Source organism: Pseudomonas sp. NPDC090755, assembly GCF_044769005.1.
Lineage (GTDB): Bacteria > Pseudomonadota > Gammaproteobacteria > Pseudomonadales > Pseudomonadaceae > Aquipseudomonas.
Window position 1 is genome coordinate 38,296 of the sequence record NZ_JBIVXC010000009.1, and the last position, 17,311, is coordinate 55,606.

The following is a 17,311-nucleotide window of genomic DNA, read 5'->3' on the forward strand; positions in this document are numbered from 1 at the left end:
CCTGGGGCGTGACGATACCGTCGCGGTGACCGGGTGTCATGGGCTGCTGCGCAGCGGTCGCAACCGCCCCCGCGCTTGCCCCGGCCATTGGCTTTGCGCTGAATTGCTGTCATCGTTCACCGACCTCACCATAGCAAGGACCGCTCCATGGCGCTGCACCTCTGGCTGACCTTCTCCCTGGCTTACCTGCTCACTTCCCTGACCCCGGGCCCGAATGTGCTGCTGACCGTACGCAATGCCTTGCGCCACGGTCCGTCCGGCATGGGGGCGACCATGCTCGGCAACCTGCTGGCCCAGTTGCTGGTGATCAGCGCCGTGGCCCTGGGTGTGGGCGCCATGCTGGTTTCGCTGCCGTCGGCGTTCCTGGCCTTGAAGATCGTTGGGGCGGGCTACCTGATTTACCTCGGCCTGCGCCAACTGTTCGCCCGCACAGCGGCACCGGTGCCAGCGGCTGAGGGGGTTGCGCGCGCGGCACAAGGGAAATGGCGGATCGGCGCCGAGTCCTTTCTGGTCTCGGCCAGCAATCCCAAGACACTGATCTTCTTCTGCGCCTTCCTGCCGCAGTTCCTGGAGCAGGGCCGGCCGATCGCCGAGCAGTTCGCGGTGATGTACCTCACCATCGCCGCGATTGTCTTCGCCGTGCACTCGTTCTACTGCTACACCGCCTATCGCTTGCGCAAGCACATGAAAGGGTCGCGGCTGGTGGCGTGGTTCAAGCGCGCCACCGGGGCGTTGTTCATTGGCCTGGGGGTACGCCTGCTCAATACCCGGGCGGTGTGAGCCGCGACCGGCCTCAGAGGTGGATGGTCCCGCGCAGGAACAGCGCACCGTGGCCGCTGATGATCACCCGGTCAGTGCCCGGTACCTCGCACTGCAGCTGGCCCTTGCGCGCCCCACCTTGTTGCGCGCTCAGGCTGCGCTTGCCCAGGCGCCCGGCCCAGTAGGGCGCCAGGGACGTGTGGGCGGAGCCGGTGACCGGGTCTTCGTTCACGCCCACCCGTGGGCCGAACCAGCGCGAGACGAAGTCGAAGTGGCGACCGGGGGCGGTCACCGCAATGCCGCGGACGTCGAATGCCGCCAGTGCCGCGAAGTCGGGGTTCAGGCCTTCAATGATGGCCTCGTCCTCGACCACCACCAGGTAGTCATCGGTGCGATACAGCGCCTCGATCCGCGCCAGGCCCAGGGCCTCCAGCAGCCCGGGCGGCACCGCGACCTGTTCGGGGTGCTTGGCGGGGAAGTCCATGGCCAGGCGCGTGCCGTCACGGCGTACGCGCAACTCCCCGCTGCGGGTGGCAAAGCGCAGCACTTCGCGGGTTTCGCCCAATTGCTCGAACAGCACCCAGGCGGTGGCCAGGGTGGCATGGCCGCACAGGTCGACCTCTACCGTGGGGGTGAACCAGCGCAGTTCGAACCCCTCGCCCTTGGGCACCACATAGGCGGTTTCGGACAGGTTGTTCTCGGCGGCGATCTGTTGCAGCGTCGCATCCGGCAGCCATTCCTTGAGCGGACACACCGCCGCCGGGTTGCCACCAAACACCTGGGAAGAAAACGCGTCCACCTGGAAAATATCGAGTTGCATGCTGGTCATTCCTGCCCGTTGGAGGCTTCAGTTGCCCGGATCTGCTCCAGGTAGTTGTAGATGGTGTAGCGGGTCACGCCGAGGGCGGCTGCAGCCTTTTCGATCCCGCCCTTGACGATGAACATCCCGCGATCCTGCATTTGCCGCACCGCTTCAAGCTTCTGGGCCTTCTTCATGCCGACGACCCCGCCCGGACACGCCGCCTCGATGATCTGTGCCATCAACTGCTCCATGTCCCTGGGCGCCTCACGCCGTGCGACGGGGGCAGCGCCCAGCCCCAGCAGGCCGGCAAGCACGGCGTGGGCGGCGGCCACGGCGCTCAGGTCGGCATTGATGCACAGGCTGGCGAAGGGCTGGCCGCTGCTGTCGCGATAGACCAGGGTGCAGCTGCGCAGTGGCCGCCCGTCAGGCGCCAGGGTCGCGTAGTTCTCCACCAGCAGGGGTTCGCTGCTGGAGCGATCGTCCATGGCACGGCGCACGGCCTTGAAACCCAGGTCACCTTGCGGCCCCCCCAGTATCGACCCCCCCACCTGGCGACCGGTGACATGGCCGTTGGCGATGGCGAGGATGGAGCGCTCGGGCCGGGTCAGGTCGTGCAACACGATTTCGGTGTCGGGACCGACCGCATGGCTGAGCAGTGTGAGTGCGCTGTGCAGCACGCGCAGCACCTGCTGCCGCTCTGCGAAGACTTCAGGGGCTGTCATGTGGGGGCGTTGGGGGTAGGGGGTGGAGGTTTTGAAAATATCAATTGAATGTTGAACTATCAACGATTTGTTGTTTTTCATGCGAGGCGTCTGGCACTGTTCAAGACGATCTGCATCAAAAGCTGTACGCACGGCGCCCTTGCGTCTATCCGCCTCGGCAACACTAGCCTCACGCCCGATGTACTTCGCGTCGGACTTTGGAGGCCTGATCATGAATACCTTGAATCTCGAACGCTGCAGCGTTGACCCCGTATCCGCAAAACGCTCCCTGGGCACCAGGATCACGGCCCTGGGCATCTACGGTATCTACCTCGCACTGGCGCTCATCTACTTCTGGTTCGGCGGCATGAAGTTCACCCACTACGAAGCTCAGGGGCTGGTGCCGCTGGTGGGCAACAGCCCGTTGCTGGGATGGGTGTACCTGGTGTTCAGTGTCGACACCTTCTCCAGCCTGCTGGGTGTGCTGGAGCTTTCGATCGGTGTGCTGATTGCCGGCCGGTTGCTGTCACCCAGGCTGTCACTGGTGGGGGGTGCGTTGTCGGCGGGGCTGTTCGTCACCACCTTGAGCTTCATGCTTTCGACGCCGGGCGTCATCGAGCCCGGGCTGGGTTTCCCGGCCATCAGTGTTGCGCCTGGCCAGTTCCTGCTCAAGGACATCGGCCTGCTTGCCGCATCGTTGTTCGTAGCGGGGCATTCGCTCACGGCGCTTGAGTCGCGCTGAGCCTCACCGGCAATGGCCTGAAGGCGCAACGGCCTTCAGGCCATTTCGCCTGTGCGCCGCTTCACCCAGTCACGGGGGCTGCAACCGGTCTTGCGACGAAACGCCCGGGCCAGTGCCGAAGGGCTCTCATAACCCACTTCGGTGGCGATCACACTGATCGGGCGACCTTCACCCAAGCGCTTTTGCGCCAGGCTGATACGCCAACTCAACAGGTAGTCGGCGGGCGTTTGCCCGACGACGTCGCGAAAATACGCGGCATAAGCGGCGCGCGACATATTCGACTCTCTGGCAAGCTCGGCGATCGACCAGGCCCGCTCAGGGGCTTCATGCATCTGCACCAGCGAGCGCGCCAGGCGCCCATCGGCCAGGCCTGCCATCAGGCCGGTATGCAACTGGCGCTGATCGAGCAGGTGGCGCAACAGTTGGATGACCAGCAGCTCGAACAGACGATCCAGTGCGGCATCCCGACCGCAGTGTGCGCCCTGGGCCTCGGCGAACATCCAGTTCAGGGTGTCGGCCAGTTGCGGCAACGCGTCCAGGGCCAGTACCAGGATATCGGGCAATGAAGCGGCCAGCGGGTTGTCGATACCGCCTTCGAAGCGCATCGATGCACACAGCAGTTGTACCCCTTCGGGCGCTTGGGCGATCAGCTGATGGCGGCTTGGCCGTGGCAAAAAAATAAGGCTGGGGCGGGTAAGCAACAGGGGCTTGCGATCCGCCCCCTGTAAGGTGAGGGTACCGGCGCGCAGCAGATGGACATGGCCGTGCAGGTCCTGTCCGTCATAGGCGGCCATGCCGCACAGCGTGCCGTTGTAGAACAGGCTGGCGCGCACGCCGAAATGCGACAGCAAGGTAGACAGGCGATCCATGGGCAGTCCCGTTGCGAGCGATGGACGCCGGGTATTCTATCATTGGTGTTTTGTACCCGATCCGAGTGGCGTGCTCGCCCTGTCGAATTCCCCGTGCCTCGTTCGACTATCAGTCAGGGTATGCAGCGTTGTGCACTCGAGCATTCCCATGACAACAACGAACCAGGAGAAGCCTATGCGCACACTTACCGTTGCCGCGTTCATGAGTCTGGATTGTGTCATGCAGGCGCCGGGCGGGCCGCAGGAAGATACTGACGGCGATTTTCGTTTCGGCGGTTGGGTAGTGCCCTATGCCGACGAAGACTTTGGCCAGGCCATGGGCGAGCTGTTCTCGCAGCCGTTCGAACTGCTGCTGGGGCGGCGCACATACGACATTTTCGCAGCCTACTGGCCGGGCGTGCAGGCCGATTCGGAGGACCATGGCATCGCCGAACTGTTCAACAGCGTGCCCAAGCACGTGGCCACCCATCGACCCGCTACGCTGGCGTGGCAGAACAGCCACGCACTGCCGGGCAACCTTGTCGACGCCATCCACGCGCTCAAGCAGCAGGACGGCCCACGGCTGCTGACCCAGGGCAGTGGCGAACTGGTGCGTCAACTGCTCGCCGCCGGGCTGGTGGACGAACTCAGGCTGATTACCTTCCCGATCCTGCTGGGCCGCGGCAAGCGTTTGTTCGATGACAACGCCCACCCGTCGGCGTTCACCCTGGCGCAGTCCCGTTGTACGCCGGGTGGGGTGTTGATCAACCGTTATGAGCGCAGCGGCGAGGTAAAGACCGGATCGTTCATGTAGGCGTCTTGACTGGCTCGCTTGGTCGCCATAACCCAACGCGTGGAGAACCCGAATGATCAGCAAAAACACCATCTGCCTCTGGTTCGACGGCGCCGCCGAGGACGCCGCGAATTTCTATGCCAAGACCTTCCCGGACAGCGCAGTGCATGCCGTCCATCGTGCCCCCGGCGACTTTCCATCGGGCAAGCAGGGCGATGTCCTGACCGTCGAATTCACGGTGATGGGCATCCCTTGCCTGGGCCTGAACGGCGGGCCGATGTTCAAGCACAGCGAGGCGTTCTCGTTCCAGGTGGCGACCGATGACCAGGCCGAAACCGATCGCTTGTGGAATGCGATTGTCGGCAATGGCGGCCAGGAAAGCGCCTGCGGCTGGTGCAAGGACAAGTGGGGACTATCCTGGCAGATCACCCCGCGGGCACTGACGGCCGCGTTCACCCACCCTGACCGGGCAGTGGCCAAGCGTGCGTTCGATGCCATGATGGGCATGACCCGGATCGACATCGCGGCGATTGAAGCGGCCGTGAAGGGGTGAGCCGTCAGCGCAGTGCGCGAAACGCCGCGCGTACTTCGCTGCAGAACAGCGCCGGCTCCTCCCAGGCGGCGAAATGACCGCCCTTGTCGACCCGGTTGTAGTAGGTGAGGTTGGGGTAGGCGCGCGTCAGCCACTGGCGAGGTGGGCGGTACACTTCGCCGGGGAAGATGGTCACGCCCACCGGCACCTTGACCGGCTCCGGTTTGGCCATGGCCGCACTGGCCTCCCAGTAGATGCGGGCGCTGGAGGTGCCGGTGTTGGTCAGCCAGTAGAGGGTGATGTTGTCCAGCATCGCCTCGCGGCCCAGGGCCCGCTCCGGGTCGCCGCGGCTGTAGACCCAGTCGGCCTGCTTGTCGTAGAGCCAGGCGGCCAGGCCCACCGGTGAGTCCGCCAGGCCATAGCCCAGGGTCTGTGGCCGCGTCTGCATGATCGCGGCATAGCCGAAGCCCTTGTTCAAAAAGTCCCGGGCCTGGTCGAACACCTCACGTTCTTCGCCGCTCAGGTTGCCCGGTGGCGGGTCGCCATTTTTCAGCGCCCTGGCCAGTTCGGGGGGCAGGGTGGTGGCCCGTTCGATGCGATTGACATGAATGCCCGCCAGGCCTGTGGGGGCCTGGCGACCGAGGGCGTCGCAGATGATCGCACCCCAGTCACCTCCCTGTGCCACGTAACGCTGATAGCCGAGCCGTTTCATCAGCTGGTCCCAGGCCCTGGCAATGCGATCGGGGTTCCAGCCGCTCTCGGCGGGCTTTTGCGAAAAACCGAAGCCGGGCAGTGACGGGATGACCAGGTCAAACGCCTCCTCGGCCTGTCCTGCGTGGGCGACCGGGTCGGTCAGGGGGGCGATGGTGCCCAGCAACTCGAACACCGAGCCAGGCCAGCCGTGGGTCATGATCAGCGGCAAGGCATTGGCCTGGGACGAGCGCACATGGATGAAATGGATATCCAGGCCGTCGATGCGGGTCATGAACTGCGGCCAGGCGTTGAGCCGCGCCTCGGCACTGCGCCAGTCATAGTCCCTTGCCCAATAGCGCACCAGCGCTTGCAGGCGACCCAGCTCCACGCCCTGGCCGCTTGCGGTCTGGGCTTCTGGCCAACGGGTGGCGGCCAGGCGCAGGGCGAGGTCATCCAATGCCACCTTGGGTACGTTGGCCTGGAACGGGCGTAGTGATTCGCCCGGGTCATCCGACGTGGCAGCGGGGCTGGCCGGCACGGCGGCCCGCAGTGCTTGCGGGAGCACCGACAGCCCGGCGCTGGCCGCGCCACCGAGCAGCAGGGTGCGGCGGGAGAGGGTGGTCAGGGCTGCGACGACGGGCGGTTTCATCGGGATCACCTCGCAACACAGAGCATAGTCCGGTTGCGCGGTCAGTGTGCCTGGCTCATTGGATCAAGCGGTCCACCTGGGCTTGCAGGCGCGGGCCGATCAGCAGGATGGCCGGGATCACGATCAGGTACGCCAGGCCCCAGGAGCGCAGCCAGACCAGGGCAAAATCCTTGGAAAAACCCAGGTTCAGCGCCAGCAGGGTGAAGGAGATGATCCCGGTGGTCACCACCCCCATCGACAGCGCGAAGGCGATCTTGCGTTTCAATTGGATGCTCATTCGACGTCACCTCAAAGTTATATACCGATCGGTATATTTATGCCCAAAAAAATTCACGACAGGTCGTGAACGATGTTCTCCAGCGTCTGCATGACGCCACGGCTGTAGTTCCGTTGCCCGGTGAGTCGGGAAATCATGATGGCCCCTTCGATCAGGGCAATCAGGGTAACGGCCGTCTGCTCGGCATCCACCGCCTGGCGAAACTCCCCGGCGGCGATGCCGGCCTCGATCACCGTCACCAGGTGCTGCTTCCAGCCGGCGAAGGCCGCCATGGCCATGGCGCGCAGCGCCGGGTGGGTGTCGTCGGCCTCGATGGCGGTATTGAGCAGCGGACAACCCCCTTCAGGAAAGCCGGGTGGCAGATCGCGGTAGGTGGCGGCCAGGGCCAGCAGCCTGGCCTTGTTGCTCTGCTCGCGCGCCATGATCGCCCGGACCGTGGCCTGGGCCTGCTGCCAGTTGTATTCGAAAGCTGCCAGCGCCACCGCCTCCTTGTTGGCGAAATTGCCATAGACACTGCCCTTGGTCAGGCCCGTGGCTTCGGTCATGTCGGCCAGCGACGTCCCGGCATAGCCCTTGGTGTTGAAGAGCGGTGCGGTCTTTTCGACGATCAGTTGGCGGGTACGCTGTGCTTTGTCCATGGGAAGAAAATATACCGATTGGTATTTTGTCGTCAAGCGGGTTGCCGACCACTGGTCGAGGCGCCGTTGGCCTGCCGCTCACAGGGCGTACTGGGCAATCCCGTTGCCGAACGACCAGTTCTCCTTTTTCACCTCGACCAGGTTGATGAACACATCCTCCAGGCGCACACCTGCCTCCTTGTGGAGCCCTTCGGCAATCAACTGGAAGAGCCGTTTCTTCTGTTCGAGGGTGCGCCCTTCGCTGAGGGTGATCTGGATGAATACCTGCCTGTCCGAGCGCTCGATGCCCAGGTACTCCCGGTCGTTCACCAGGCGGTCGTCGTCATGCTCGGTCAGCACCTGGAAATTGTCGTGGTCGGGGACGTTGATCGCCTGTTTCAGGCAGGCATAGACGACCTGGCCGAGCTTGTTGATGTGGGTGGGGTCGGGGTGTTTTCGGGTGTCGATACGCACGAGCGGCATGGCGTCTGTCCTGTTGGTGGGATGCACAGGACAAGATAGCGTGCCCCGGTTGCGACCGCTGTGCGGTCGATCGCAGGCTTGGCCAGCTCCCACAGTGGATGCAGGGGGAACTTTGTGGGAGCCGGCAGCGCCGGCGATTGCGGTTGATCAGGCGCATGGCATCGCGGGGCAAGCCCGCTCCTACAAGGCGTCGGTCGTGGCTTCCTTGAGCCAGTCGATGAACGCTTGCACCTGCGGGCGTCGCAGCGACTCGGGCCGGGTGACGGCGTAGTAGGCGAAACGCGCGGGCCAGGGTTTGTCCAGGGCAACCACCAGCTTGCCGCTTTCCAGGTCCTCGCGGGCAAGGTTGTCCTGTACCAGGGCAATGCCTTGCCCGGTGGCCGCCGCCCGCAGCAACAACAGGTCCTCGTCGAAGCTCGGGCCGCGCCTGGCGCTGTTGTCAGTCGCCACGCCGTGGGCCTGTAGCCACAGGTCCCAGTCGGCGCGATCGGCGTCCTGCAGCAACGGGTAATGCAGGCAGTCCTGCGGTTCGCGGATCGCCGGCCCATTCGCCAGCAAGGTGGGGCTGGTGACCGGCAGCAGCACCGGTGCCAACAGCGGGATCGATTCGAGCCCCGGATAGTGGCCCAGGCCATGGCGCAAGGCGATGTCGATGCGCTCGCGCTGGAAATCCACCAGTCTCGCCGTCGCCTCCACCTGTACTTCGATCTCCGGGTGGCGGGCGCTGAAGTCGGCCAGGCGCGGAACCAGCCAGGTGGACGCGAAGGAGGGCACGGTGCTGATCGTGAGGGTCTGCTCGTGGACCTTGGCCTCGAGTTCGGCCAGGGCGCTTTCGATATGGCCGAAGCCGCGTGTCAGCCCCGGATGCAAGCACGCGCCGGCCTCGGTGAGGTGCACGCCATGGCGTCCGCGTACCAGCAAGACCACACCCAGGCGGTCCTCCAGCTGGCGAATCTGCTGGCTGATCGCCCCGGGGGTCACGCCCAGGCGTTGTGCAGCCGCTTTCAGGCTGCCAAGGCGTGCGGTTTCAGTGAAGGCCCGAAGTGCCAGCAAGGGGAGAACAGCGCCCATGGTGGGGTTCCTAGGTTTAGAAAAACTAAAGCGGTAGCGCAGAACCTATCGTTTCCGTATCGCGAATCCGCTCATTAGCATGTAGCTCAGATCATTCCACACACGTTAGCCTGACTGAGGTAAAGGATCCATGCCCGATCCCGATTTGATGCTCTACACCGACAGCTCGCCCAACGGCTTCAAGATCACCATCGCCCTGGAAGAAATGGGCCTGGCGTACACCCTGCATCATGTACGCATCGATCAGGGCGAACACCGCCTGCCGGCGTTTCTGGCGCTCAATCCGTATGGCCGCATTCCGGTGTTGGTGGACCGTGGCCGCGGCATCACCCTGTTCGAGTCTGCCGCCATTCTCCTGTACCTGGCGCAGCGCAGCGGGCAACTGCTTGACCCGAACCCCCAGGCGTACTGGGCGACCGTGACCTGGTTGATGTTCCACAGCGCGAGCATGGGCCCGCTGCTCGGCCAGCGGGTGCACTTCGAGTGCTTCGACAACGGCGCCAACGCCCCGGCCATCGACCGTTACCGGCAGCTCACCGAGGCGGCCTTCGCCACCCTCGACCAGCACCTGGCCAACCAGCCGTGGCTGGCGGGGGAGGCCTATTCGATTGCCGATATCGCCACGTTCGGCTGGATGCATATCGCCCGGTTGGTGGCCTTCGATTTCAGCCACTACCGGCACTTGAGCGACTGGTACGAGCGCATCGACCAGCGTCCTGCCGTGCAGCGCGGCCTCCGCCTGCCCGCACCTGCGACAGGCCCGTGACACCCACACCCACAACCAAGGATTCGGTATGAACGCGACGACTCACCCTTGCACACCTGCTGTGACCTGCGGCGCCAATGCCTCGGCGTTTGCCAACCACCCCGGCTATCGGCGCATGTTCGCGCCCGATCAACTGACGCTGGGGATTTTCCTGCCGCTGCGCTTTTTCGCAGGCGACATGGCCGTGCTTGCCAACCAGGCGCAGCAGGTCAGCGAAATCGATCGACTGGGCTTCGCCGCAGCCTGGGTGCGTGACGTGCCACTGTTCGATCCGTCGTTCGGCGATGCGGGGCAAGTGTTCGATCCCTTTACCTACCTGGCCTATCTGGCAGCGCACACGCGGCGGATCGCCCTGGTGACCGGCAGCGCCATTTTTTCCCTGCGTCATCCCATCGATCTGGCCAAGTCCGCCGCCACCCTCGATCATCTGTCTGGCGGTCGCCTGGTCATGGGCATCGCCACCGGTGACCGGCCGGTGGAATTTCCGGCCTATGGCCTGGCACATGCCGAACGAGGAGAGCGCTTTGCCTGGTCGGTGGATTACTTCCGACAACTGCTGGCAGCCGGGACGGCGAACATCCAGTCGCCGCTGGGGCAGTTGCATCAGGCGCAACTGCTGCCCAAGCCTGTCACCGGGCGCATCCCGCTGATCGTGACGGGTTCATCGCAGCAATCGATGGGCTGGCTGGGTGAACAGGCCGACGGCTGGCTGACGTACCCGGATGCCACCCATAACGTTTTGGGGCCGCGCCGTCTGGCGGAAAAGATCCGTGCCTGGCGGGCAGCGATTCCCGGGGGAGGGTTTCGCCCGCACATGACCAACGAATGGATCGACCTGGCCGACGATCCGGACTTTCCGCGCACACCGCTGCAGGGGGGCTATGTGCTCAAGACCGGGCGCAACGGGTTGATCGACCTGTTGGGTGAATGGCGCGATGCCGGGGTCAATCATGCCGCCCTGGGCATCCAGATGGCCCGGCGTCCGGTAGCGGAGGTCATTGAGGAGCTGGCGCAGGAGGTACTGCCGCTGTTCCCGGCGCTGGCCGGTCCCGAGCCACGGGCACAAAGCTGGTAGGCGCGATTTATGCGCTAAGGCTATATGCATGTATCCAACGGGTCTTGCCCGGCCAACCGCAGCCCTTGCCGGTTGGCAGGGTTAGCGTTTAGCTGGTCGCTGCCGTAGGTGCATGCGTGCGCCCTGCGGACACTCCAATCAAATCAACGGCGCGTTGGCCGCCGGGCGGGGGGACGGCCACGCGGACACATCAGGTGCAGACGATGAGCACACCCCTGGATTTGAACGCGTTGAAGGCCCGCCAGCAGGCGGCGTGGGCCAGCGGCGATTACGCGGTGATCGGCACGACCTTGCAACTGGTCGGCGAACGCCTGGCCGAGGCCTGTGACTTGCGCTGGGACGAAAAGGTGCTGGATGTGGCCGCCGGCAACGGCAATGTCACCCTGGCCGCCGCACGACGCGGTTGCCAGGTCACCTCCACGGACTACGTGCCCGAGCTGTTGAAACGTGGAGAAGAGCGGGCGAAGGCCGAACACCTGAACGTGGTGTTTCAGACCGCCGATGTGGAAGCCTTGCCGTTTGCCGACGGGGCCTTCGACGTGGTCGTCTCGACCTTTGGCGTGATGTTCGCCCCCGATCACGCGCAATCGGCGCGGGAGCTGGGTCGGGTCTGTCGCCCGGGCGGCCGCATCGGCCTGGCGAACTGGACGCCGCAAGGTTTCATCGGACAGATGTTCAAGACCCTGGGCCGGCATGTCCCGCCACCGGCCGGCGCACTTCCACCCTCGCGCTGGGGCGACGAAGAACAGTTGCAGCAGCTGTTCGCCGACACCCTTGGCTCGATGAAGGTCAGTCGCCAGCATTTCAACTTCCGCTATCGCTCGGCGGCCCATTTCATCGAGGTGTTCAGGACCTGGTACGGCCCGGTGCACAAGGCCTTTGCCGCGCTGGACAGCGAAGCCGCCAGTGCACTGGAACGCGACCTTACCCAGTTGCTGAACGACAGCAACGTGGCCGGGCCGTCGTCGCTGGTGGTGCCCAGCGAATACCTGGAAGTGGTCATCAGCCGCCGCTGAGAACGACGCCTGCGCGTGCCTGGCCGGCGCGTTCAGACGAGCACAGGCTGTAGCGTGCAGGCGTGCAGGTCTTCGAGGAAGGCCTGCAGGATCGGTGGTGGCGACACGCCGCGGCGGGTGATGACATCGAAGGGGGAGGTCAGGTCCAGGGTGCTGGCACCCAGGCGACGCATGTCGCCGGTCTTGACCCACTGCTCGGCGAAGTGCACCGGCAGAAAGCCGATGTAGGCCCCGGAGATGATCAGGATCGCCGCCGCCTCGATGTTCTCCACGGTGGCGGCGGCCTTGCTGATGCCCAGTTGCTCCAGGTCGAACTGGTGCATGTAGCCGCGCACGACGATATGACAGTCGCGGACCTCCTCGAGCAGGCGACCGTTCGCCGCCTTGCTGGCGTACAGCGGATGGCGGCGGCCACAGTAGAGCCCCAGGGCTTCGTCGTAGAGCGGCAGGTAGGACAGCCCCGGTACGTGCAGGGGAAAGTGGCCGATGGCCAGGTGCAGGCGACCGTCCAGCACCCGCTCTTCCAGTTCCGCCGGGGCGCCGATGTAGATGTGCAGGTGGGCGTCGTGGCCGCGCGAGACAAAGCGCTGGGTAGTGCGCGGCAGCGGCGAGGCGGAATCGGTCAGGGTGGAGTCGATGATGCCGAGGTTGAGCTTGCCGCTGATGTGCTGCTTGAGCACGTCGGCGTCCATGCAGAAGCTTTCCACGGCGCTGAGCAGGCGCAGGGTGGCTTCATGGATGGCCACGCCCTGCTCGGTGAGGCGAAAGCCGCTGCGCCCACGCTGGCAAAGCTTGACCCCCAGGCGAGTCTCCAGGTGCGTCATCTGTTCGCTGATGGTCGACTGGCCGGCGTTGAGCGCGGCCTGCGCCGCAGAAAAGCCACCGCATTTGACGATGGTGGTGAATACCCTGAGAAGCTTCAGGTCGACATCGTGGAGCTGGATCACCGTAGCCTCCCGGCCGGGCGTCACATCGCACTGGCTGATATGAACGTCCGGGCATTGTTTTTTTTCCAAGCTAACCATGGGCATGTGATCACTGCAATGGCTGGCGTTGGGAAATGCCTTCGGCGGCGCCGGCGCTTCTACCGCAACGCTCGACACTCAAGCGGATACTTCGGATCTGGCGATGTATGCATCTGCACTTGCGCATTTTTCCCTGCCTGGGCTGCCGCCATAGTGGCTGCAACGGTGGTCGAGCAGTCGCCCCGTCTCCTGACCAGAACAATAAGTGGAGAAACCTGAACATGGCAAAGCACGGTTATGAATCCGGCCGCCTGAACCTGCCTTTCGTGGGGCATTGCACCTTCGCCAAATCGCCTATCTGCACCGACTGGGCGGCCATCGACGCCGATGTCGCGATCCTCGGCGCCCCCAACGACATGGGCACCCAGTGGCGTTCCGGCGCACGTTTCGGACCGCGCGGCATCCGCGAGGCATCGACCCTGTTCTCGTTCGGCCACGCCGGCGCCTACGACTTCGAAGATGACGCCACCTACCTGACCGAAGACCAGCTGCGCATGGTCGACGTCGGCGATGCCGATATCGTCCACACCGACATGGCCACCAGCAACGCCAACATCGAATCGGCCGTACGCCAGATCCTCGCTGCAGGCGCCATGCCGGTGGTACTGGGCGGTGACCACTCGATCCACGCACCGGTGATCAAGGCTTTCGAAGGTCACGGGCCGATCCACATCGTGCATTTCGATGCCCACCTGGACTTCGTCGACGAGCGCCACGGCGTGCGCTACGGCCACGGCAGCCCGCTGCGTCGCGCTTCGGAGCTGGATCACATCGTCGGCATGACCCAGATGGGCATCCGCAACGTCTCGTCCTCCAACCGCGACGACTACGACGCCGCCCGCGAAGCCGGTTCGCAGATCCTTTCGGTACGCGACGTGCGCCGCCTGGGCTGTGAAGGCGTGCTGGCGAAGATCCCCGAAGGCCGCGACTACTACATCACCATCGACATCGACGGCTTCGACCCGTCCATCGCCCCGGGCACCGGTACCCCGAGCCACGGCGGCTTCCAGTACTACGAAGTGCTGGAAATCATCCAGGCGCTGGCCCGCCGCAGCAAGGGCCGGATCGTCGGCATGGACCTGGTGGAAGTGGCCCCGGCCTACGACCCGGCAGGTGTGACCTCGATCCTCGCCGCGCAGCTGCTGATGAACAGCATCGGCTTCATCTTCCACGCGCGCGCCCAAGCTCGCTGACCCGGAGATTGCACAGTGGACAACACGGTAAAAGCCTACCTGCAGGCCTTCGGCGTATCCGAAGCCACCCAGCGTTTTCTCTCCAAGCCCCAGCGCATGTTCATCGGCGGGGCCTGGCTGCAAGCCAGTGACGGCGCCAGCGCCGAGGTCATCGAGCCTTCCACCGAAGGTGTGCTGACGCGTATCCCGATGGGCACTAGCGAGGACCTGGACCGCGCCGTGCGGGCTGCCCGTGAGCAGTTCGACGGCGGCCCCTGGAGCCAGCTCAAGCCCCTGGAGCGCGAGCGCCTGATCCATCGCCTGGCTGATCTGATCGAAGCCAATGCAGAGGAGCTGGCGCAGATCGAGTCCATCGACATGGGCAAGTCGGTCGCCCAGGCCCGCGCCGTGGATATCCAGGGCACGGTCGATACCCTGCGCTATTTCGCCGGCTGGGCCAGCAAGATCCACGGCCGCACCGTCGAGCCGTCGCTGCCGGGCAACTACCTGGCCTACACCCGCAAGGAAGCGGTGGGCGTGGTGGGGGCCATCGTGCCCTGGAACTTCCCGCTGCAGACCATGGCCTGGAAGCTGGGCGCCGCGCTGGCCACCGGCTGCACCGTGGTCGTCAAGCCGGCGGAGCTGACTTCGCTGTCGGCCCTGCGCTTTGCCGAGTTGGTGCAGGAATCGGGTATCCCAGACGGCGTGCTGAATATCGTCACCGGTCGCGGCAGCGTGGTGGGTACGGCCATGTCCAGCCACCCGGGCATCGACAAGCTGAGCTTCACCGGCTCCACGCCAGTGGGCTGCTCGGTGGGCAAGGCGGCGATGGACCAGATGAAGCGCCTGACCCTGGAGCTGGGCGGCAAGTCGCCGGTGATCGTGTTCGCCGATGCCGATATCGAGGCGGCGGCCGAGGCGGTCGCCAACGGTGTGTTCTTCAACTCGGGGCAGGTCTGCGATGCCGGTACCCGCGCCTATGTCGAGCGCAGTGTCTACCCGGCGTTCCTCCAAGCGCTGGCCAAGTACACCGCGACCCTGAAGATCGCCCCGGGCCTGGATCCGGACTGCTTCATCAGCCCCATGGTGTCGCGCCAGCAACAGCAGCGGGTGCTGGAGTACATCGCCCTGGGCAAGGCCGAAGGGGCGCAGGTGTACTACGGCGGCGAGCCGGTCGAAGGCCCGGGCTTCTTCGTGCAGCCGACGATCTTCGCCAACTGCAACAACGACATGCGCGTGGTGCGCGAGGAGATTTTCGGCCCGGTGCTGGTAACCGCACCGTTCGACACCCAGGAGCAGGCCCTGGCCCTGGCCAACGACTCGGAATTCGGCCTGGCGGCGGCGATCTACTCCAACGACCTGGGCAAGGTCCACGGCCTGATTCCGCGCCTGCGCGCCGGCACCGTCTACGTCAATGCCCACAGCACCCTGGACCCATCCATGCCGTTCGGTGGCTACAAGCAGTCGGGCTACGGCAAGGACATGGGCGCCGAACAACTGGAGTTTCTGCTGGAGACCAAGGCGGTCTGGATCACCTTGCCCTGAGGTAACAGGGCGGGCCTGCGTCGCTGACGGTTGGCGAGCGACGCAGGTTTTTTGGATGCATCGAATTTCAATAACAAGAACCTGTCGAGGTGATGCCCATGAACAGCCAAGTGGATGTCGAGCGTGCGCAAGACCTGGAAAGGCGCCTGCGCGCCTATGAAGAACTGGAGAAGAGGGCGCACTGGCCAGGCGCCTTGAGTGCGGGTGACTTCGTCGCACTCATCTTGCTGACGCTGGTGATGGTCGCCGGGGCGTATTTCCTCGGAGGCCAGCCATGAACCCGTCCAGAGAGCAGGCGTTTCGCCTGGCCGCCGAACGCGGCGATACCCCCTTGTTGCCCAGTGAGCGGGTCTGGGGCTTCTGGGGTTATGCCTACGCCAACTCGGCGCTGGCGGTGGCCACCTGGGTGTTTTTGATCGGCGGCGCCACGGCGCTGTTCGTCGGTCCCTTGCAGGGGATCGCCGCGATTGTCATCGGCAACATCATCGGTGTGATCCTGGCGGCGGCGTCCACCTGCCTGCCGTGCGGCAAGTACGGTGTCGAGCAGTTCACCTACCTGCGCAGCATGTTCGGTATCAATGGCAGCCGCCTGGTCTACTTCCTCTCCGTAGTGGTACTGACCATGGGCTGGCTGGCGGTACTGGGGCTGATGTGCGGACGGGCGCTGGACAACCTTCAAACCCTGGTGCAGCAGACCCAGCCCGACGCTGACGGCTGGATCGTGCCCGCAGGGGCCTTGCTGGCCATCGTGCTGGCGGCGCTGGTGGCCATGCGCGGGCCGGACATGATCCGCCGCCTGAGCGCGGTGATCGCGCCCAGCCTGATCCTGATCATGCTGGCGCTGATGTACTTCATCTCCCAGCGCTACAGCCTGGGCGAGCTGCTGGCCATGCCGCCGCTGCAACCGCCGTTCGAGAACCCCCATGTCAACTTCATGATCGCGGTGGAGATCAACATCGCCGCGGGCTTCTCCTGGTGGCCCTACATCGGCAACCTGTCGCGCCTGTGCAGCAACCAGCGCACGGCCTTCTGGCCCAACCTGGTGGGCATCTTCGGCGCCGCATCGCTGGGCGAGTCGGTCAGCCTGTTCGCCGCCACCACCCTGGGCAGCAGTGACCCTACCGCCTGGATGCGCCTGGCCGGTGGCATGGGCTTTGGCGTGATTGCCCTGAGCTTCCTGGCGCTGGCCAACCTGACCGGTATGGTCAACATCCTCTACACCGCGGTCATCGGCCTGCGCCAGCTGGCCGGGGAGCATCTGCGCAGCATGGGCTGGGGGGTACTGATCGGGCTGTTCTGCATCATCCCGGTGGTCATCGTGGTGTTCCTCCCGGGTATCTACGACGGCTTCTTCATCTTCCTGGTGTGGACCTCGGCACTCAACAGCGCCCTGGCCGGCATCGGCATCGCCGACTACTTCTTCCTGCGCAAGCAGCGCCTGAACCTGCGTCACCTGTATGCCGAGCAGAGCGGGTCGCCGGTGCGCTTCTGCAAGGGCTTGAACCCCATCGCGCTGGTGGCGCTGGTGGCGGGCTTTGCGATCTACGTGGTGGTGTTCAACCCGCAGACCCTGGCCCACACCGACTTCTTCACCTTCGCTACCGCCTCGCTGCCGTCCTGCCTGCTGGCCGGGCTTGTGCACTACGGCCTGACCCGACTGCTGGCGGCGCGCCTGGGCTGGGGTGGCTACCCAAAGGGCAATGAACGCAACGTCGAGGCCGCGGGCCTCCGAGTACAGGACTAGA

At 64.8% G+C, this 17,311-nt stretch carries 20 protein-coding genes; 11 read left to right on the forward strand and 9 right to left on the reverse strand.

All coding sequences use genetic code 11. The features are described from left to right. The first annotated feature begins 147 nt into the window (after nucleotides 1-147). A complete protein-coding gene (locus ACIQUS_RS14855; RefSeq protein WP_403048085.1) occupies nucleotides 148-780 on the forward strand; it encodes a LysE family translocator in 633 nt (210 codons plus the stop codon). Between the two features lie 13 nt (nucleotides 781-793). On the opposite strand, the gene ACIQUS_RS14860 is transcribed toward ACIQUS_RS14855, so the two are convergent. Together ACIQUS_RS14860 and ACIQUS_RS14865 are read right to left on the reverse strand one after the other, a co-directional pair. Next, nucleotides 794-1,579: a PhzF family phenazine biosynthesis protein gene (locus ACIQUS_RS14860; RefSeq protein ID WP_403048086.1), complete on the reverse strand. Its 786-nt coding sequence runs from the start codon at nucleotides 1,577-1,579 to the stop codon at nucleotides 794-796. A gap of 5 nt (nucleotides 1,580-1,584) precedes the next feature. After that, a complete protein-coding gene (locus ACIQUS_RS14865) occupies nucleotides 1,585-2,283 on the reverse strand; it encodes a transcriptional regulator (RefSeq protein WP_403048087.1) in 699 nt (232 codons plus the stop codon). Between the two features lie 211 nt (nucleotides 2,284-2,494). On the opposite strand from ACIQUS_RS14865, the gene ACIQUS_RS14870 reads away from it, so the two are divergent. Then, nucleotides 2,495-3,004 carry a YkgB family protein gene (locus tag ACIQUS_RS14870; RefSeq protein ID WP_403048088.1) on the forward strand — a complete coding sequence of 170 codons (510 nt, stop codon included), beginning with the start codon at nucleotides 2,495-2,497 and terminating at the stop codon, nucleotides 3,002-3,004. 35 nt (nucleotides 3,005-3,039) lie between these two features. On the opposite strand, the gene ACIQUS_RS14875 is transcribed toward ACIQUS_RS14870, so the two are convergent. Then, entirely contained in the window at nucleotides 3,040-3,873 is an 834-nt protein-coding gene (locus tag ACIQUS_RS14875) for a cupin domain-containing protein (protein WP_403048089.1), read from the reverse strand. A 175-nt stretch (nucleotides 3,874-4,048) separates the two neighbouring features. Here ACIQUS_RS14875 and ACIQUS_RS14880 point away from each other — a divergent pair, with 175 nt between their 5' ends. Together ACIQUS_RS14880 and ACIQUS_RS14885 are read left to right on the forward strand one after the other, a co-directional pair. After that, nucleotides 4,049-4,666, forward strand: coding sequence for a dihydrofolate reductase family protein (locus ACIQUS_RS14880; protein ID WP_403048090.1), 618 nt, complete (start codon nucleotides 4,049-4,051; stop codon nucleotides 4,664-4,666). A 52-nt stretch (nucleotides 4,667-4,718) separates the two neighbouring features. Then, nucleotides 4,719-5,198, forward strand: coding sequence for a VOC family protein (locus ACIQUS_RS14885; protein ID WP_403048091.1), 480 nt, complete (start codon nucleotides 4,719-4,721; stop codon nucleotides 5,196-5,198). Nucleotides 5,199-5,202: 4 nt separating this feature from the next. Here the strand turns inward: ACIQUS_RS14885 and ACIQUS_RS14890 are convergent, their stop codons facing one another. The 5 genes from ACIQUS_RS14890 to gcvA all read right to left on the reverse strand — a co-directional run bounded on the left by ACIQUS_RS14890 (nucleotide 5,203) and on the right by gcvA (nucleotide 8,967). Further along, nucleotides 5,203-6,519, reverse strand: a complete 1,317-nt coding sequence (locus ACIQUS_RS14890) for an epoxide hydrolase family protein (RefSeq protein ID WP_403048092.1) — start codon at nucleotides 6,517-6,519, stop codon at nucleotides 5,203-5,205. A 55-nt stretch (nucleotides 6,520-6,574) separates the two neighbouring features. Further along, nucleotides 6,575-6,796: a DUF2798 domain-containing protein gene (locus ACIQUS_RS14895; protein WP_403048093.1), complete on the reverse strand. Its 222-nt coding sequence runs from the start codon at nucleotides 6,794-6,796 to the stop codon at nucleotides 6,575-6,577. A 53-nt stretch (nucleotides 6,797-6,849) separates the two neighbouring features. Then, the gene (locus ACIQUS_RS14900) at nucleotides 6,850-7,434 is read right to left on the reverse strand and encodes a TetR/AcrR family transcriptional regulator (RefSeq protein WP_403048094.1); all 585 of its coding nucleotides are present in this window, start codon (nucleotides 7,432-7,434) and stop codon (nucleotides 6,850-6,852) included. A 78-nt stretch (nucleotides 7,435-7,512) separates the two neighbouring features. Continuing rightward, nucleotides 7,513-7,896 carry a tautomerase family protein gene (locus ACIQUS_RS14905; RefSeq protein WP_403048095.1) on the reverse strand — a complete coding sequence of 128 codons (384 nt, stop codon included), beginning with the start codon at nucleotides 7,894-7,896 and terminating at the stop codon, nucleotides 7,513-7,515. Between the two features lie 180 nt (nucleotides 7,897-8,076). Then, nucleotides 8,077-8,967 carry a transcriptional regulator GcvA gene (gcvA, locus tag ACIQUS_RS14910; protein WP_403048096.1) on the reverse strand — a complete coding sequence of 297 codons (891 nt, stop codon included), beginning with the start codon at nucleotides 8,965-8,967 and terminating at the stop codon, nucleotides 8,077-8,079. Nucleotides 8,968-9,097: 130 nt separating this feature from the next. Between gcvA and ACIQUS_RS14915 the strand changes: the two genes are divergently transcribed. The 3 genes from ACIQUS_RS14915 to ACIQUS_RS14925 all read left to right on the forward strand — a co-directional run bounded on the left by ACIQUS_RS14915 (nucleotide 9,098) and on the right by ACIQUS_RS14925 (nucleotide 11,824). Beyond that, nucleotides 9,098-9,733 carry a glutathione S-transferase family protein gene (locus tag ACIQUS_RS14915; protein ID WP_403048097.1) on the forward strand — a complete coding sequence of 212 codons (636 nt, stop codon included), beginning with the start codon at nucleotides 9,098-9,100 and terminating at the stop codon, nucleotides 9,731-9,733. A 28-nt stretch (nucleotides 9,734-9,761) separates the two neighbouring features. Beyond that, nucleotides 9,762-10,808 carry an LLM class oxidoreductase gene (locus ACIQUS_RS14920; protein WP_403048098.1) on the forward strand — a complete coding sequence of 349 codons (1,047 nt, stop codon included), beginning with the start codon at nucleotides 9,762-9,764 and terminating at the stop codon, nucleotides 10,806-10,808. Nucleotides 10,809-11,011: 203 nt separating this feature from the next. After that, entirely contained in the window at nucleotides 11,012-11,824 is an 813-nt protein-coding gene (locus ACIQUS_RS14925; RefSeq protein WP_403048099.1) for a class I SAM-dependent methyltransferase, read from the forward strand. 32 nt (nucleotides 11,825-11,856) lie between these two features. Here the strand turns inward: ACIQUS_RS14925 and ACIQUS_RS14930 are convergent, their stop codons facing one another. Continuing rightward, the gene (locus ACIQUS_RS14930; RefSeq protein ID WP_403048100.1) at nucleotides 11,857-12,771 is read right to left on the reverse strand and encodes a LysR family transcriptional regulator; all 915 of its coding nucleotides are present in this window, start codon (nucleotides 12,769-12,771) and stop codon (nucleotides 11,857-11,859) included. 299 nt (nucleotides 12,772-13,070) lie between these two features. On the opposite strand from ACIQUS_RS14930, the gene speB reads away from it, so the two are divergent. From speB to ACIQUS_RS14950, 4 genes are all read left to right on the forward strand, one after another. Then, nucleotides 13,071-14,042 carry an agmatinase gene (gene speB / locus ACIQUS_RS14935; RefSeq protein ID WP_403048101.1) on the forward strand — a complete coding sequence of 324 codons (972 nt, stop codon included), beginning with the start codon at nucleotides 13,071-13,073 and terminating at the stop codon, nucleotides 14,040-14,042. Between the two features lie 15 nt (nucleotides 14,043-14,057). Then, nucleotides 14,058-15,566 (forward strand): aldehyde dehydrogenase family protein, encoded by a 1,509-nt coding sequence (locus ACIQUS_RS14940; RefSeq protein WP_403048102.1) that lies wholly within the window; start codon nucleotides 14,058-14,060, stop codon nucleotides 15,564-15,566. Between the two features lie 98 nt (nucleotides 15,567-15,664). Beyond that, a complete protein-coding gene (locus ACIQUS_RS14945; protein ID WP_403048103.1) occupies nucleotides 15,665-15,844 on the forward strand; it encodes a hypothetical protein in 180 nt (59 codons plus the stop codon). Then, complete coding sequence (locus tag ACIQUS_RS14950; protein WP_403048104.1) at nucleotides 15,841-17,310, forward strand: cytosine permease; 1,470 nt, start codon at nucleotides 15,841-15,843, stop codon at nucleotides 17,308-17,310. The genes ACIQUS_RS14945 and ACIQUS_RS14950 overlap by 4 nt, the downstream gene beginning before the upstream one ends. The last annotated feature ends 1 nt before the right edge of the window (nucleotide 17,311 follow it).